The organism is Paenibacillus sp. BAC0078 (genome assembly GCF_054483875.1).
The window spans coordinates 241,557-256,866 of sequence record NZ_JBTLRW010000007.1 but is presented as its reverse complement, the minus strand read 5'-3'; the positions used below and the strand labels follow the sequence as shown (position 1 = coordinate 256,866).

The window sequence follows — 15,310 nt, the reverse complement described above, 5'->3', positions numbered from 1 at the left end:
CCACACGTAAGCGATGAGATTTGGGCGGATGGAAGCTTTTATACAACAACCCTAGCAAATTATACCTTGGAATACATTAGCAGATAAAGAAAAAAAGCCGATTTCCGTTATTTCGGAGTCGGCTGACTAATTTTTTATTAAAATTTTTCATATTAGGGTACTGGTCGTAACTGCGGGGAATGTTTGGACTTCCGGCCGCTGCCCGCCTGCAGATTTCTTGATTTAAACCGCTCTTCGCGGTAGAAATCCGCAGACAGCCTAATCATACGGTCAGCTTTCCTACGGAAAGCTCTCAGGCGGACGCATTCGCTCCGTAAGTATCCAAACCTCCCCTCCGCACTCTGCCTTTTTATGATTTTTTCAAGTTCACCTTATAGATGGTCCGACTTGAAATAACGGCAGAAATGCCGTTGTTAGAGCAAGATCGGATGGTCCCTCCAGAAATAACAGCAAAAATGCCGTTATTGGAGCAAAGAGAAGTGGGGGAAATTCCACCTCAGGTACCTGACAAATAGGGTAAATGCTTCCGAAACCATGTATTCCTGAAACCTTGAGCACAGGGGTTCAAAAAAATCCGTAAGCGATTAGCCTGGTGGAATATTCACTTCGCTTCCGGTGCTGCGGCAGCGGAGGCTGCACTCTCCTTCGTTCTGGAGAGGAAGATATTCAGGATGATCGCTGTAAGTGATCCCGAGACAATCCCGTTCTGCAGCAGCATTCTGGCGAACCCCGGGAGCTGGTCGAACATCGAGGGCAGTACAGCCGAGCCTAGGCCTACGGCGATGCTGCACGCGGCGATCAGCAGATTGCCATCCTTACGCAGATCCACCTCGGAAAGAATCGACATCCCGGAGGCTGCGACTGAGCCGAACATTACAATCATGGCACCGCCAAGCACCGCATTAGGCACCACCGTCGTGAGTGCCGCGAGCTTCGGCAGCAGCCCCAGTACAACCATAATTCCTCCTGCCGCAAAAATAACATTTCGCGTCTTTACACGGGTCAGCGACAGCAGCCCTACATTCTGGGAGAATGCTGTATAAGGAAAAGCGTTGAACAATCCGCCCAGCATAATGGCGAGTCCTTCGGAGCGCAGGCCATTAACGATTTGCTTTTGCTCAACCTTCTGGTCCGTTGCTTTACCTACTGCAAAATACACGCCGGTCGATTCCACCATCGAGACAATATTGACGATAATCATCGTAACGATTGCCGTAATGCTGAATTCAGGCCACCCGAAATAGAAGGGCTTGGCAATACTGACCCATGAGGCGCTGCCTACGCTGGAGAAGTGAACCAGACCCATGGCATAGCCGATAGCCGTTCCGACCACCAAGCCGACCAGTACAGAGACAGAACGCAGAAATCCAGTGGCCAGGCGGTTGACGGCCAGGATAACGAGCAGCGTAATCAAGGCCAGCAGCAGATTGCGGGGTGCTCCAAAATCGGCGCTGCCCTGTCCGCCGGCCACATTATTCATTGCTACCGGAATGAGCGACAGTCCGATGATAGTTACTACGGAGCCGGTCACCACTGTAGGGAAGAACTTCAGCAGCTTCCCGTAGACCGGGGCTGCCAGAACGACAAATAGACCGGATATAATGATTGCGCCGTACGCCGTTGCCAGGTTCGACCCCGAAGCAATGGCAATAATCGGACTCACCGCAGTAAAGGTGCAGCCCAGAACAACCGGCAGTCCGCTGCCGAAATGCTTGCTGCTCATAATCTGCAGCAGGGTCGCCAGCCCGCAGGTGAATAAATCCGCCGCGATGAGGTAGGCCATTTGTGCGCCGCTCAGATTCAGCGCGCCCCCCACAACGAGCGGCACAATCACAGCCCCTGCGTACATCGCCAGCACATGCTGGAGCCCTAAAGCGAAGACTTTCTTTTTGCTTAACATCCCGCACTCTCCTTGGTCATTTCTTCTGTATTGGTATTATCAATGAAATGGACTTCCCCCGGCGCCATCGAAGAGATCCGTGCCAGAGAATGCACAGCTATCCCCCTCTTCTCCAGCAGGCCGCGTCCCTCCTGAAAGCTTTTCTCGATCACGCAGCCCACACCCAGCAGCTCCGCCCCCGATTCCTCTACAATATCTGCGAGTCCAACAAGCGCGGCCCCAGTAGCCAGAAAATCATCGACAATCAGCACTTTATCCCCGGGTCCGAGATATTTCTGCGAAATGCTGATCGTGTAATCCTCTTGACGGGTGAAGGAATGGACCGGCGCCGAATATACCTTTTCTGACTGCGTAACGGCTTTCTTTTTCTTCGCGTAGATGAACGGGACACCCAGCGCAATACCTGCAGCCATGGCGAATTGAATTCCGCTGGCCTCGACGGTCAGCACTTTGGTGATGGGTTGATGCCCGAAGATCCGCCCAAATTCCTCTCCAATTTGCAGCGCGAGCTCCGTGTCCACTTGATGGTTCAGGAACGAGTCCACCTTCAGCACCGTATCCGATAGAATCAAACCTTCTTGCCTAATGCGTTCCTCTAACACTTTCATAATGCGAATGATCTCTCCTTTTTTTGTAAAAAAAAGACAGACCCCTTGAGCGTTTCTCTCAAGTGAATCTGTCCTTCCAGGGCATTGCAAAAGAACCCCGGATGCGCTATTTCACTCATAGTCGGACAATTACAGTGGTTATCCGGTAGAAACTTATGGGCCCTATTCCCAAGATTATATGAGTAGATATGAATGTTCTGTTTGAAACCTTTGTATATCTTACACGCTCTGTGCACTCCATACAAGCAAAATTTTAAGTGTTTCATACAGTTTCCGAATTTTTCATGAAAACATCTCCGCTCCGGGTGACTGTCCGTTTAGGCAGATGCGGGTTTACGGGGCAGCAGCGCCTTTATCCCTCACGCTTTGAGCCACAGCGCATTAATGGTAAGGAAACCTAATCTGAGAGGAACGATGCGGGTGTCTAATCTTAAAGCAAAGGACCGGATAGTCGTCATTATTCAAAAAGGATCGCGGCGGATCATTACCCGCACACCGCTGGCAGGCGTAGACCGGCTGGTGTTCGTCATTAACAATCAATATACGAATGCGGCCAACACTACACAAATTGCCAGCGGAGCCGGACGAAGCAGCGCCAGCGGCAGCAACGCGGCTATTGCATCACCCTATACCCGCCAACAGCAGAGCGTTGGAGCGGGAGGAGATGCTGCGAACCTGGGAAGCGGAGGCAAGGGACAACGCAGAAGCAAGACGCACCTCCCTCTCCTCTATCCACATGGCAAAGAAGTGGTGGTTGTGATCAACAACCAGACCGTCAAGCTTCCAAGGGGCAGCAAAAACTCCTCGGCAACCCAGATTGGCAGCGGCGGAGGAACCTACAGCACGGGCGGAACCAACTCAGCCATCGACAGCCCCGCCACAAGACAGCAGCATGCAGTCGGCGGCGGCGCAGGCGGTCATGCCCTGAACAAAGCCTCCGCCAAGCGGCGGCGGGATAGCAGATATTCCGGGCAGAAGCGGCAGATCACCCGCCGGTAAGTCCATGCAAAAACCGCAAGTCTCCCGAATGGGAAGCTTGCGGTTTTTTGTTATTCGCTGCGCCGGATGCCTTACCAGGAATGGGCCTGCAGCCTATTGTGTTTAGGCCCGTACCTACCCGGGCTATCTTCCGCCCTTGACCTTACTCCGGGAGGCCTCCAGCCGGAGCCGGATGTGCAGCGATATATTCGAGCGCATTATAGATCATTTCAGCAGCTTCGGCGCGGGTGATGTCAGCAGCCGGATGGAATTTGCCGGCACTGTCCAGACTGGTGATTTGCAGCGCCAATGCCCGCTGGATGGAGCCGTCATAGCCGTTAGTGAACTCAGCGCTGTCGGCAATGTTCACCGGCATGATTTTGATCATCGGAAGATTGCTGCTCTTCTCAATGGCCAGGATCAGCCGATGGGTGAATTCCTCGCGGGTCCAGTTCTTCGCAGGGTCCAGATCAGCAGGCAGGTCCATAGCGTTATTCGCGGCAATAATCAGCGCATTTGCATACCAGGCATCATTGCTTGCTTTTAAGAAATAGTCCGTAGCCAGTGGTGCTTTGACGAAACGGATTGTGTCCAGGTTAAGTCCGAAAGCATTGACGAACATTTGGATGCCTTGAGCCGCAGTAACGGGGGCATTAGGCATGAATTGAGCAGCACTTACACCGTGAAGCACACCCTTCTGCTGGAGCGCCACGATTTTATCTCTGGCAGGCGTGCCGGAGAGATCCTGAAAAGCAGCCGCAGCCGCAAAGCTTTGTCCGGCAAAGGTTAGCGCCAGCAGTGCTGCCGCCGATAAAGTCAGCCAATTGAATTTAGTTTTTTTCATTTCTCCTCACCTCTTCCCTTCAGACGGATAGCCTGACCAAAGGTTGCAGCAGAGCTGCCTATACTTGGAGACGAGTTTCGCAGATTACGCCTGCACATCTTCCATCTTCTTGTTGTTCAGCACATTGTCTTCCAGCACAGCGAATTTGTCGCCATATTCCTTGATGATATGCCGCTCTCCCCATGCACACAGTGAATCCAGAATCGACTGCAGCGTCCGCCCGTAATCGCTTAGCTCATATTCTACCTTCGGCGGCACCTGGTTATAGCTGATCCGGTTCACAATACCGTCCTGCTCCAGCTCTCTTAGCTGCTGAATCAGCATCTTTTGCGTAATAGCCGGCATGAGGCGCTTCAAATCGCTTGTCCGCAGCTTGCCGTGTGTCAGATGGCAGAGAATGACACACTTCCACTTGCCCCCGATCACCTCCAGCGTAGCTTCGACTGATATATTATATTTTTTAGCCATCGTTGCTCCTCCTCTTATAGTTACTTTTTAGTAACTATATAACTAAAAAGTACGTACTACCCATAATCGCCTCAGTAACTCATAATAGCACTTACCGGCCGGTCATTACCATACTGTAGGAGTGGAAACCATGTCCTTAAATAGAAAAAGAAGTACCCTGGCGCTGCTCGCGCTGGCGATCAGCGCCTTCGCCATTGGAACAACCGAGTTTATCAGTGTCGGGCTGCTCCCGCTGATTGCTGATGACCTGCATATATCCGTGACGACAGCCGGATTAACCGTAACCTTGTACGCGCTCGGAGTAACCTTCGGAGCGCCTGTATTAACGTCGCTGACGACAGCAGTCTCGCGCAAAACGCTGCTGCTCGCACTGATGCTGCTCTTCATTGCTGGCAACAGTCTGGCCGCCGCTGCGGGCGGAATAACTGTACTGCTGCTGGCCCGGGTAATTTCCGCGCTCTCGCACGGCCTGTTTATGTCGATTGCTTCGACCATCGCTGCCGATCTCGTGTCCGAAGACCGCAGGGCCAGCGCCATCTCGATCATGTTCACCGGGCTGACGGTCGCCACCGTTACCGGTGTCCCGCTGGGCACATTCCTCGGGCAGCAGCTCGGGTGGCGGGCTGCTTTTATCGCCATTGCCGCTGTTGGTGTTATCGCGCTCATTGCCAACCTGATTCTCATACCGGCAAGTCTGCGCAAGGGAATCCGGACCCCGCTCCGGGATCAGGTCAAGCTGGTGACCAACAGCCGGCTGCTGCTTGCTTTTGCTATTACTGCTCTGGGCTATGGAGGCACCTTCGTTGTCTTCACATATTTATCTCCACTGCTGCATGAGATCAGCGGCTTCAGGGAAGAGACGGTTGCCGTTATTTTGCTTGTCTACGGTATCGCCATTGCGATTGGCAATGTGATTGGAGGCAAGGCCGCCAACCGCAGGCCGTTGAATGCCTTGTTCTATATGTTTGTCCTGCAGGCGGTTGTGCTGCTGGTGTTGACCTTTACTGCTCCCTTCAAAGCTGCAGCTCTGATCACCATCTTCTTCATGGGGCTGCTCGCCTTCATGAACGTGCCCGGACTGCAGGTCTATGTAGTGATGCTCGCAGACCGGTTCGCCCCAAGCGCCCGGGATGTCGCTTCCGCCATGAATATTGCCGCCTTCAACGCGGGCATAGCCATCGGCGCCTATCTTGGCGGTGTTGTCACCGATCATATGGGACTGATTCACACCGCTTGGGTCGGCTCCCTCATGGTGCTTGGCGCGGTAATCCTTACCGCCTGGAGCCGCGTTCTGGAGAGCAGGGACGCGCGACTGCCACAGAGCGATGCGGCCTAATCGGCATTCACTGCTCATTCTCATACTATAACCATTCAGGAGGTTTTTACATTATGGCACAGCATTTACAAGATACGACCCGCTTGCACAGCGGAGTGAATATGCCCTGGTTCGGGCTTGGAGTTTTTCAGGTGGAGGAAGGTGCGGAGCTGGTGCAGGCGGTTAAGTCAGCCATTGCACACGGCTACCGCAGCATAGACACCGCTGCCGTCTATCAGAACGAGCGCGGCGTGGGCCAGGCGATAGTCGAGGCTCTGAACGAGCACAGTCTGAGCCGCGAGGAGCTGTTCATCACCTCTAAGGTATGGAACGCAGATCTTGGCTATGAAGCAACACTTGCCGCTTACGAGGCCAGTCTGGAGAAGCTGGGCCTTGCTTATCTGGATCTGTATCTGATTCATTGGCCGGTGAAGGGCAAATACAAGGAGGCCTGGAGAGCGCTCGAAACCCTGTACAAATCGGGACGGGTCAAGGCCATCGGGGTCAGCAACTTCCAGATCCATCATCTGGAGGATGTGATCAGGGATGCGGAAATCAAACCGATGGTCAACCAGGTGGAATTGCATCCCTACTTGTCCCAGCAGGCGCTGAGGGACTTCTGCAAGGAGCAGGGCATCCAGATTGAAGCCTGGTCGCCTTTGATGCAGGGCCAATTGCTGGAACAGCCTGTACTAACCGAGATCGCAGCCAAGTATGGCAAATCGGTAGCCCAGGTCATTCTGCGCTGGGATCTGCAGCACGGGATTGTCACCATTCCGAAGTCGACGAAGGAGTACCGGATTATCGAGAATGCCTCTGTGTTCGATTTCGAGCTGAGCGCGGAGGATATGAACCGGATCGACGGTTTGAACCGTGATCAGCGGGTAGGTCCCGATCCCGACAACTTCAATTTCTGAGCTGCGCTAGAGGAGCCATTGCAGGGATTGCAGAGGTCAGCACTTACCGGTCATCGGGGAGACCAAGTGGAAAAAGTACAACTATTTCCATGACTTTCGGCGCTTTCCAGGCATTTAGGTGGAAAAAGGGTACCTAATTCATCTGCTTCCCCTTGATTTACACGTTAACGGAGAAAATAAGTGAACATTTTCCCACTTGCCGCTTTCCCGCTTCTGAATTACTGAATTTAAGTGGAGCAATTCCCACAAAATATAGCCCAGCCCTTCCTTTCACCTGCTGAAAGGAAGGGCTGTTTGCTGTATCCTGCCATGCTGCTCTGTCCACGGTACCTCCATTTTATGCGCCGCCTACAATGGCAATAAGCACCGGCAGCACAAGGAAGGAAGCCAGCGTTGTCCATAGAATGCACCGCGACACCAGCGAAGGCGAGCTGCCGAAGCGTTCGGCCAGCACGACGGAATTAACGGCGACCGGCATGGAGGCCAGAATGAGCAGCACCGCGAACAGCGTTCCGTTGATATCCAGCAGGAGCAGCAGCAATGCGGCAATCAGCGGGGCCAGCAGCAGGCGGACCGTAATGCCGGTCCAGAAGGCGAGCTGCACGTTCCGGGCTGTACGGACTGTTTGAACTTTTACCATCTGGGCGCCGAGAACAGCCAGCACCACAGGTGAATAGGCCCCTGCCACCATGGATACTCCAGAAGCCACCTCATGTGGCATATGCAAGCCGAGCGTACGCAGCAGGAGGGCCAGAATCGCAGCGTAGATGGACGGCAGAGAGAATACCGAACGGATGGCGCTGCGCACGGAGAACTGCGATCTTGCGGCGAAATAGACGCCGATTGTATTGACGATCACCATCTGGGCGATGACATAGACCGATGCCTTGTCGAGACCAAGCTGGCCGAAGGCCAGGAGCACCAGCGGCAGGCCGTAATTCACGCTGTTCGTAAAAGTGGAGATCAAGGTCAGGCCGGCGGCCTCCGGCGGGGCCAGCTTCAGTATTTTGCCAAGCAGCTTGGCGGTTGCCCACAACAGCAGCAGGTTCAGCAGCGCAAAGGCGAGTGTTTTGTACACATCATCGAAGGAAATCTCAGCGGTAGCCAGCGTATCGAGAATAATCGCCGGACTCAGAAAATACAGGTACAGCGTCAAGAGCGGCTTCGTATCCAGGTTTTTGAACCGCCCCAGCAGCGCTCCTGCAAGGACCGGAATGGACAGCGGCACAATCACTTGGGCTAAGGTCGATAACACGGACTGAATCAATTGCCAGGACTCCTCTGCTCTATAGTTTCTCCTAATATACCCCCCTCAGGCAAAAGCCGTCTAAGATAAGGAAACAATATGTGTAATAGAAAATACCTATGAGCAGCATGCTTCCCAAAAGATAGTATTGTGTTATGATTAGCTAAAACCGTTATTTTTACAGGAGGCTGACTTAGAAATGGATGTTATGGAACCAGTCATTCTGACCAAGGGCACCCCAGGCGAGCCCTGCCCCATTGCCAAAACCCTCGACGTTATCGGAACCAAATGGACCTTCCTGATTATCCGTGATTTGCTGATCTGCGGCACCATGCGCTTCAGCGATCTGATCCGTTCCCTGGAGGGCATCAGTCCGAAGACGCTTGCGCTGCGGCTTAGAGAGCTGGAGAATCACGGCATCCTGGAACGCACCGTATATCCCGAGGTCCCGCCCCGTGTGGAGTATACCCTGACAACAAAGGGGAAGCAGCTTGAGAACATTTTCATTGAGCTGAAAAGATATGGTCTGGCGCTTTAAAAAATATTTATCCGCACATCTCAGCAGCCACACAAAACTATACTTTCTGTAACTGCATGTATGAAATGTAACTACTTCCCTAAGGGAAGTTATAGGATTATACTCTCCTCACAGAGCACTCAGCAAGATACTTTGGAGGAGGAATTCACATGTTAACAGGACAAAAGGTAGTTATTATCGGGGGCAGCTCAGGAATCGGTCTTGAAACGGCGAAGCTGGCCGCAGCAGCAGGCGCGGAGGTTGTCATTGCCAGCCGCTCGGCGCATAAGCTGGAACAGGCCAGGGAGGCTATCGGCCCGGATGCCAAAGTAAGCTCCTATGCGCTGGATATCACGAATGAGGATCAGGTGCAGTCTTTCTTCGGAGAGCTGGAAGCCTTCGATCATCTGGTGGTCAGCGCAGCCGAAACAAGCGGCGGCGCTTTTCTGACCACCGCTACAAGCGCTTCGCGTAAGCTGATGGAGAATAAGTTCTGGGGCCAATATTATGCCGCTAAATACGCTGCGCCGAAGCTGAATCCCCACGGCTCTATCACGCTGTTCTCCGGGGTTGTGGCCTTCAAAGCGATGGCCGGCTCATCCATGCTGGGCGCAGTAAATGCCGCAGTGGCAAATCTCGGCCAGACCTTGGCCCTCGAACTTGCTCCGCTGCGGGTCAATATCGTCTCGCCGGGCATCATCGACACCCCTTCCCGCGCCGGAATGGCGGCAGAGGCCCGAAATGCATTCTACAGCAGCATAGCGGGCAAGCTGCCGGTGCAGCGGGTAGGCACGGCTGCCGATGTCGCACAAGGCGTACTGTATCTCATCCATAACGGCTTCGTGACAGGCACCGTACTCCATGTAGAGGGCGGCCATACCCTGATCTGAGCCGCCAAGGCGCAAAAATCCCTGTACCCCTTAGCGATAAGGGGACAGGGATTTTGAATTACATCATTTTAATTTCCAGCAGCTCGTATTTAATGATACCCATCGGGGCATCCACATTGATAATGTCGCCCACCTGTTTGCCGAGAAGCTCCTTCCCTAGCGGACTTTCGTAAGAAATCTTGTTATCCAGCACATCGGCTTCAGCCGGTCCCACGACTCTATATTCAATCTTCTCCGAATACTCCACATCATTCAGGGTCACAAGGGAACCGACACTTACCTTGCTCAGATCCATAGTGCTCTCATCCACGATCTGGGCTTTGGTCAGCATTTTTTCCAGAATCATGATGCGGGTCTCCATGAACGACTGGTCTTCCTTGGCAGAGTGGTACTCGCTGTTCTCCTTGAGGTCCCCGTAGCTGATGGCCAGCTTAAGCCGGGCCGCAAGCTCCTTCCGCTTCACCGTCTTCAGATCCTTAAGCTCCTCTTCGAGCTTAGCCAAACCTTCCTTTGTCAAGAACACTTCTTCATTCGACATGTCTACAACTCCTATTTTAGCTCGCTTTTATTGTATTTTACCCCATAATCGGCTAATATGCGAAATGAAAGCAACGCTGAAAGCAAATCGTCACATTTCACGCACAGGAAAATAGCCCCATAATGTGTAGGATATTCATTGAGTACTTTATACGCTTAAGATACAGTATACATATATAAAATCCAACAGACAGTCAGGAGCGCAAGATTACATGTTCACGTCAACCCAAGGTTTCCAACGCTTCAAAAGCATCTTGATCGCCGCACTAATCCTGTTGTTGCTGCTTCTATCAATCAAACCCTCCCGCACCACTGCAGTACGGTCCACCGTCCCTTCCGGAACATCAGGCTATGATGTTGTGGTCATCGGAAGTGAAATTCAAGGCGTTCTGCTCGCCAAGGAAGCCGTCAAGGCCGGCCTGAAGGTGCTGATGCTCGATCCCCGCAGCAAGCCGGGCGGAGAGCTGATTCAAGGGCAAATGTTCTTTCTCGATGATGTGAACGACAATAAGCGGAGAAGTCTGGTTCAAGGCGAAATCAAGAATCTTTTTACCGGATACAAAGCAGGAAAGATTCGTAAAGCCGCCGACTTCAACAAATATTACGATAAGCTGATCCAGGGAATTCCCCTCAAGAGCGGAATTGTCATTGACTCGGTTAACACGGTGGCTCTAAGCAGCGGCAAGACGCTGAAGGCCCTTAGCTATCATGGCAAGGACGGCGCCAAACATACTATAGAGTCCCGTTACTGGGTTGAAAATACCGATTTCAACGCCTTGAGCGGCCGATTGAGCGAAGCGCGGATTCCGGGGATGGAGTCGCTCTACAATGGCAAAAAGCCGGACTATATGGCGGCAACCTACATGCTCAATTTCAAGAATGTGGATTGGGGCACTCTTCATCAGAGCATTCTTGACGATTACCCGTTAACCAATGTACGCAAAAAATACGGTCCCAACACCTATGTCGATTGGCACTTCGCGACCGGATTCAGCAATATTACCAACCACTTTGCTTCCCAAGATAAACAATTGCGGCTGCGCGGATTAAATGCCGCCTATCAGAATGACGGCCAGGTGATCATTAACGGCTTGCTGATTTACGACGTGAATCCTTCCGACCCTAAATCTGTGCAGGCGGCGATTGCAAAAGCCAAGGCCGAAGCGCCCCAAATTCTAAGCTTTTTGAAGGGCAAGATCCCCGGGTTCGCCAAGGCAGAGCTTAACGGCTACCCTGAATACCTCTATATTCGGGATTACAACCGCTATGAGACCAAATATGTTCTCGGTTACTCCGACTTAATGAGCAGCCGGATGTTCTGGGATAATATCAGTATTGGCGGCTACCCTATAGATTTACAGGGAACGCGGGCCATTCCCAGAGGAATCGGCTTCGGCAAGCCGGACCGCTATGGTCTGCCGCTGCGCTCCTTTGAGCTTAAATCCTATGACAATGTGCTGGTGACAGGGAAAAATGTGGGGGCGGGCATTAAGGCCTACGGCAGTGCGCGGATTATGCCAACCACCGCCTTGGCGGCACAGACCATCGGGATCATTCTGGGGCGCGAACGCGACAAGCGGCTGGCTGATCTGAACACAGCGGACTTCCAGAGAATCCACGCCTATCTGCGCAATGATTACAAGATTGTCCTGCAGTAAGCTGAATCTCAATTCTGCACGAATGCCAAAACCGCCTCTCCGGTTCGAATGAACCCGGGGAGGCGGTTTGTTGTATGGCAGCTTCTTTAGCTATTCAGTTCCCGCTCCGCAGCAGCGGGGTTTAGTCTGATGCTCCGGGCTTTAACCGTTCCGCTTCTCAGCAGAATGGTTAACGGAATCGCCAGAACCCCAATCACTGTGGCAACCAGAAAAACATCCTGAACGGCCAGCGTCATGCCCTGCGCCTTGATCAGTGCGCCTGCCGATGCCGCCCCGGCACTTAGCTCCTTCTGATGCGTCAAGGCTCTGGCTGTCAGCAGTGAGCTGAAGACGGCAATGGAAAGCGCCCCGGCCGCCTGCTTCACCCAGTTCGTGACCGATGAGCCATGACCGGTGATCTGCTTCGGCACGGACGACATCCCGAAATTGGTAACCGGCATAAAGGCTAAGGATATCCCGACATTGCGCACACCCATCAGCCAGGATAGCTGTGCATGCGTAGTAGCCATTGTGATCCGGCTTAGCTCCCAGGTGGAGCCCACCAGGAGCAGAATGCCGCTAAGGATCAGCCAGAACGGCCCAACCCTGCTGTACAGCTTGCCGACAATCGGCGACATCACAGCCATAGCAATTGAGCCCGGGAGCAGCACCAGCGCCGTATTAAGCGGAGTAGACTGCTGGATATCCTGCAGAAATACCGGGATCAGGAACGTGCCCGAATATAAGGCGATGGTAATGATGCAGTTGATAATCAGACTGAATGTGAAACGGCTCTGCTTAAACACCTTCAGACTCAGCAGCGGCTCTTGCAAGGAAAGCTCCCGGCGGATGAAGTAAGTCAGAGCCGCCGCCCCGACAATCAGGAGTGAGAGGGTTTTCCATGAGGTCCAGCCCCAGCTATTGCCTTTGTTGAAGGCCATAATGATGAATGCGCTGCTTAGAATAACTGTGACGAAGCCCGGCAGATCAAAGGATTTTGAGTTGCCGGTAACCCGCTGGTAAGGCAGGCATTTAAGAGCGACGGCAATCGCAATGATGCCGATAGGCAGATTGATCATAAACAGTGATCTCCAGCCCAAATAGCCGGTAAGCCAGCCGCCCAGCGTCGGTCCGAAGGCCGGAGCCAGCATGGAAGACAAGCTCCACAGGCTCATCGCGAAGGCCTGCTTTTCTTTTTCGATAAATTGATAAATCATGGTCATCGTTGTCGGAATGATCAGCCCGCCGAATACCCCCTGCAGAATGCGGAAAGTTACCAGCGAATGAATGCTCCAGGCGACCGTACACAGTCCCGAGAAGAACGTAAAGCCGGATAATGCGAACAAATACAAATATTTATAGCTCCACTTGTCGCCGAAATAGCCCACCACTGGCGCGATTACCCCGGTGGCGAGCAAGTACCCGGTAATCATCCACTGCACCGTGCCAATCTCCGCATGAAAATCCTTCATGAATACCGGAAACGCCACATTAATGGTCGTTGTGCTCAGAATCGCTATAAAATTCCCGAAAAAAATTGCTAAAATGATCAGCCAAAAGGATGAACCCCGGGCAGTTTGAGTATTCAATAGTTTCTCTCCTCTTTCAAAACACAATGAATGAAAATTAACTTCTCTGCATTTTAGATGTATGATACAATTAAATTATTATATGTGTATTATACAACTATAGTTCTGTAAGTCAATATGACTTATTTCATTCTATTTTCATTCCGGCTTATAATGGAGAAGAGTACTGAATAAAGGAAGGAAACTACACTATGGATGATAAAAATCTGGAGTCCCTCAACAATGAACTGATGACACTCATTCGCCGGTCCCCCCTCGACAAAAAACACGGCGGTCTGGACCGCTCGACATATACGTTGCTCTACCATCTGGCCCGCCATGAGAAGGTTGGGGTCAAGCTGCTCGCAGAAGAATTCGGTCTCGATACCTCTACGATCAGCAGACAGACCAGCGTACTTGAAACCAAAGGTTATGCTGTACGGGTACCCGATCCGCAGGACGGTAGATCCAGCTATTTTCAGATCACCGAACTGGGCGCAAGCAAGCTGGAGGAAGCGCGGAGCATTCGCCTGGAGCGGTATGGGGAGATTTTTGAGGACTGGTCGCCTGAGGACTGCCACACCTTCAGCGGGCTGCTGGCCAGACTTAACCGCAAGCTGGCACTGCGCAGCGCCCAGGCCAAAGGATTGACGGAAGCGGACGAAGCTGGAAGATTGACGCAGGAGCAGCGCTGATTTCTGCGGCTACTGCACCAGCAGGGTGTGGCAGGTGCCGTAAGCACCGTGCAGCGCCCAACCAGGAGACGGCGAGGAGCTCATCCGTAGCAGCGGCTTTTCGCTGGCGATCAAGCTCGACCTCGGCTCCGGGGCCAGCATGGCCTACAATCGCAGTAACATCTCCCGAGCTGCAGCAGCTTTTTGACGCCAAGCCCGTGGGCGGGTGTTTGTAGTTAGTATAGAAACCATCAACACTTCTGCTGTACTTTGTACACTCAAAAAGACCAAAATCGCTCATTTGCTGCCTTTTATCGAAAATCTGCTGTACGGGGTACAACAGATTGAGTTTTTGGAGAGTTAGCGGTGCGATCTGCTGTATAAAGTGCAATAGAGTGGCCGCCATCGTCTATAGTCGGTGAATACAACAAAATGAGGGAACCGCCAGATCAGCAGTTCCCTCTATTTCACTTAGACTTCTATACACCATCTTATGCTGACAGATGTTCCTTACAGAACAGCTCAAGGTCTGCTTCCTCATCCTCTTCCAGATCAAAATCGAGAATCCGGCCGGTTGTGGTTTCCAGCAGATCGTAGGTGACGATGCTCGCCTGTTCTTCTAACACTTTGACGATTACCCGTGCAGAAACGCCGCCCTCTTCATAGAGCTCGTCGTCCTCCGGCACGTCCAGTGCAATCATGAACTCATATCGCTTGCCGCTTATAATACCGAAAGGGTCTCTAACATCCTCCACGGTATAGCTTTTAAATGTCAACACTTCTCATACCTCTTTTCTTCAATCACATCCAGGCTATTGTATCACAAAATCCAAGGCAAAGGCTTCTGCCCCACTGCGCAATAATCTTGTTTCCTGCAAAAAGAAGAGCAGCGCAAGTGTACAAACCCTTTGCACGGCTCTTGCGGTAATACGACACCTGCTCATTGCCTCGATAAACTTAGCAGGCTTGGCTCGCACTCGTGACGAGAGAATATTTAACGGTATTTCTGCCGCTATTTCAGCCCGTCCCCGGCGCAGGAGCCTATTTAACGGCATTTCTGCCGTTATTTCAGCCCGTCCCTGCCACGGGAGCCTTTTTAACGGCATTTCTGCCGCTATTTCAGCCCGTCCCCGGCGCAGGAGCCTATTTAACGGCATTTCTGCCGTTATTTCAGCCCACCCCCGGCACGGCAGGCCGCAGGGAAGCGGGAC

General features: G+C 52.5%; 15 protein-coding genes and 1 riboswitch. Of the genes, 7 read left to right on the top strand and 8 right to left on the bottom strand.

Annotated features, from left to right (window positions below; translation table 11 throughout):
* Positions 1-601: 601 nt before the first annotated feature.
* Complete coding sequence (locus tag ACX1DY_RS15660; protein ID WP_458965115.1) at positions 602-1,900, bottom strand: nucleobase:cation symporter-2 family protein; 1,299 nt, start codon at positions 1,898-1,900, stop codon at positions 602-604.
* Positions 1,894-2,508, bottom strand: a complete 615-nt coding sequence (locus tag ACX1DY_RS15655; protein ID WP_458965114.1) for a xanthine phosphoribosyltransferase — start codon at positions 2,506-2,508, stop codon at positions 1,894-1,896. Before ACX1DY_RS15655 ends, ACX1DY_RS15660 begins: the two co-directional genes overlap by 7 nt.
* A 98-nt stretch (positions 2,509-2,606) precedes the next feature.
* Positions 2,607-2,710, bottom strand: a riboswitch (purine riboswitch).
* A gap of 212 nt (positions 2,711-2,922) precedes the next feature.
* Here ACX1DY_RS15655 and ACX1DY_RS15650 point away from each other — a divergent pair.
* A complete protein-coding gene (locus tag ACX1DY_RS15650) occupies positions 2,923-3,507 on the top strand; it encodes a hypothetical protein (RefSeq protein WP_458965113.1) in 585 nt (194 codons plus the stop codon).
* Between the two features lie 142 nt (positions 3,508-3,649).
* Here ACX1DY_RS15650 and ACX1DY_RS15645 read toward each other — a convergent pair whose 3' ends face one another.
* Complete coding sequence (locus tag ACX1DY_RS15645) at positions 3,650-4,330, bottom strand: S-layer homology domain-containing protein (protein ID WP_458965112.1); 681 nt, start codon at positions 4,328-4,330, stop codon at positions 3,650-3,652.
* A gap of 84 nt (positions 4,331-4,414) precedes the next feature.
* The gene (locus ACX1DY_RS15640; RefSeq protein ID WP_458965111.1) at positions 4,415-4,798 is read right to left on the bottom strand and encodes a winged helix-turn-helix transcriptional regulator; all 384 of its coding nucleotides are present in this window, start codon (positions 4,796-4,798) and stop codon (positions 4,415-4,417) included.
* Positions 4,799-4,928: 130 nt separating this feature from the next.
* On the opposite strand from ACX1DY_RS15640, the gene ACX1DY_RS15635 reads away from it, so the two are divergent.
* Complete coding sequence (locus tag ACX1DY_RS15635; RefSeq protein ID WP_458965110.1) at positions 4,929-6,134, top strand: MFS transporter; 1,206 nt, start codon at positions 4,929-4,931, stop codon at positions 6,132-6,134.
* A gap of 53 nt (positions 6,135-6,187) precedes the next feature.
* A complete protein-coding gene (locus ACX1DY_RS15630; RefSeq protein WP_458965109.1) occupies positions 6,188-7,030 on the top strand; it encodes an aldo/keto reductase in 843 nt (280 codons plus the stop codon).
* A gap of 337 nt (positions 7,031-7,367) precedes the next feature.
* On the opposite strand, the gene ACX1DY_RS15625 is transcribed toward ACX1DY_RS15630, so the two are convergent.
* Positions 7,368-8,297 carry an AEC family transporter gene (locus ACX1DY_RS15625; protein WP_458965108.1) on the bottom strand — a complete coding sequence of 310 codons (930 nt, stop codon included), beginning with the start codon at positions 8,295-8,297 and terminating at the stop codon, positions 7,368-7,370.
* A 178-nt stretch (positions 8,298-8,475) separates the two neighbouring features.
* Here ACX1DY_RS15625 and ACX1DY_RS15620 point away from each other — a divergent pair, with 178 nt between their 5' ends.
* Together ACX1DY_RS15620 and ACX1DY_RS15615 are read left to right on the top strand one after the other, a co-directional pair.
* Positions 8,476-8,814, top strand: a complete 339-nt coding sequence (locus ACX1DY_RS15620; RefSeq protein ID WP_458965107.1) for a winged helix-turn-helix transcriptional regulator — start codon at positions 8,476-8,478, stop codon at positions 8,812-8,814.
* A 149-nt stretch (positions 8,815-8,963) separates the two neighbouring features.
* Positions 8,964-9,683, top strand: coding sequence for an SDR family oxidoreductase (locus ACX1DY_RS15615; RefSeq protein ID WP_458965106.1), 720 nt, complete (start codon positions 8,964-8,966; stop codon positions 9,681-9,683).
* A 58-nt stretch (positions 9,684-9,741) separates the two neighbouring features.
* Here ACX1DY_RS15615 and greA read toward each other — a convergent pair whose 3' ends face one another.
* A complete protein-coding gene (gene greA / locus ACX1DY_RS15610; RefSeq protein ID WP_458965105.1) occupies positions 9,742-10,221 on the bottom strand; it encodes a transcription elongation factor GreA in 480 nt (159 codons plus the stop codon).
* 211 nt (positions 10,222-10,432) lie between these two features.
* On the opposite strand from greA, the gene ACX1DY_RS15605 reads away from it, so the two are divergent.
* The gene (locus ACX1DY_RS15605) at positions 10,433-11,878 is read left to right on the top strand and encodes an FAD-dependent oxidoreductase (protein WP_458965104.1); all 1,446 of its coding nucleotides are present in this window, start codon (positions 10,433-10,435) and stop codon (positions 11,876-11,878) included.
* Positions 11,879-11,964: 86 nt separating this feature from the next.
* On the opposite strand, the gene ACX1DY_RS15600 is transcribed toward ACX1DY_RS15605, so the two are convergent.
* Positions 11,965-13,446 (bottom strand): MDR family MFS transporter, encoded by a 1,482-nt coding sequence (locus tag ACX1DY_RS15600; RefSeq protein WP_458965103.1) that lies wholly within the window; start codon positions 13,444-13,446, stop codon positions 11,965-11,967.
* A 191-nt stretch (positions 13,447-13,637) separates the two neighbouring features.
* Here ACX1DY_RS15600 and ACX1DY_RS15595 point away from each other — a divergent pair, with 191 nt between their 5' ends.
* Positions 13,638-14,120: a MarR family winged helix-turn-helix transcriptional regulator gene (locus ACX1DY_RS15595; RefSeq protein WP_458965102.1), complete on the top strand. Its 483-nt coding sequence runs from the start codon at positions 13,638-13,640 to the stop codon at positions 14,118-14,120.
* Positions 14,121-14,590: 470 nt separating this feature from the next.
* Here ACX1DY_RS15595 and ACX1DY_RS15590 read toward each other — a convergent pair whose 3' ends face one another.
* A complete protein-coding gene (locus ACX1DY_RS15590) occupies positions 14,591-14,878 on the bottom strand; it encodes a DUF6509 family protein (protein ID WP_458965101.1) in 288 nt (95 codons plus the stop codon).
* Positions 14,879-15,310: the final 432 nt, after the last annotated feature.

What these genes read in the sequence shown, in the direction of transcription:
- ACX1DY_RS15630 (WP_458965109.1), top strand. Translation starts at nt 6,188, where the DNA reads ATGGCACAGCATTTACAAGATACGACCCGCTTGCACAGCGGAGTGAAT.
- ACX1DY_RS15595 (WP_458965102.1), top strand. Translation starts at nt 13,638, where the DNA reads ATGGATGATAAAAATCTGGAGTCCCTCAACAATGAACTGATGACACTC.
- ACX1DY_RS15650 (WP_458965113.1), top strand. Translation starts at nt 2,923, where the DNA reads ATGCGGGTGTCTAATCTTAAAGCAAAGGACCGGATAGTCGTCATTATT.
- ACX1DY_RS15635 (WP_458965110.1), top strand. Translation starts at nt 4,929, where the DNA reads ATGTCCTTAAATAGAAAAAGAAGTACCCTGGCGCTGCTCGCGCTGGCG.
- ACX1DY_RS15620 (WP_458965107.1), top strand. Translation starts at nt 8,476, where the DNA reads ATGGATGTTATGGAACCAGTCATTCTGACCAAGGGCACCCCAGGCGAG.
- ACX1DY_RS15615 (WP_458965106.1), top strand. Translation starts at nt 8,964, where the DNA reads ATGTTAACAGGACAAAAGGTAGTTATTATCGGGGGCAGCTCAGGAATC.
- ACX1DY_RS15660 (WP_458965115.1), bottom strand. Translation starts at nt 1,900, where the DNA reads ATGTTAAGCAAAAAGAAAGTCTTCGCTTTAGGGCTCCAGCATGTGCTG.
- ACX1DY_RS15655 (WP_458965114.1), bottom strand. Translation starts at nt 2,508, where the DNA reads ATGAAAGTGTTAGAGGAACGCATTAGGCAAGAAGGTTTGATTCTATCG.
- greA (WP_458965105.1), bottom strand. Translation starts at nt 10,221, where the DNA reads ATGTCGAATGAAGAAGTGTTCTTGACAAAGGAAGGTTTGGCTAAGCTC.
- ACX1DY_RS15605 (WP_458965104.1), top strand. Translation starts at nt 10,433, where the DNA reads ATGTTCACGTCAACCCAAGGTTTCCAACGCTTCAAAAGCATCTTGATC.
- ACX1DY_RS15645 (WP_458965112.1), bottom strand. Translation starts at nt 4,330, where the DNA reads ATGAAAAAAACTAAATTCAATTGGCTGACTTTATCGGCGGCAGCACTG.
- ACX1DY_RS15640 (WP_458965111.1), bottom strand. Translation starts at nt 4,798, where the DNA reads ATGGCTAAAAAATATAATATATCAGTCGAAGCTACGCTGGAGGTGATC.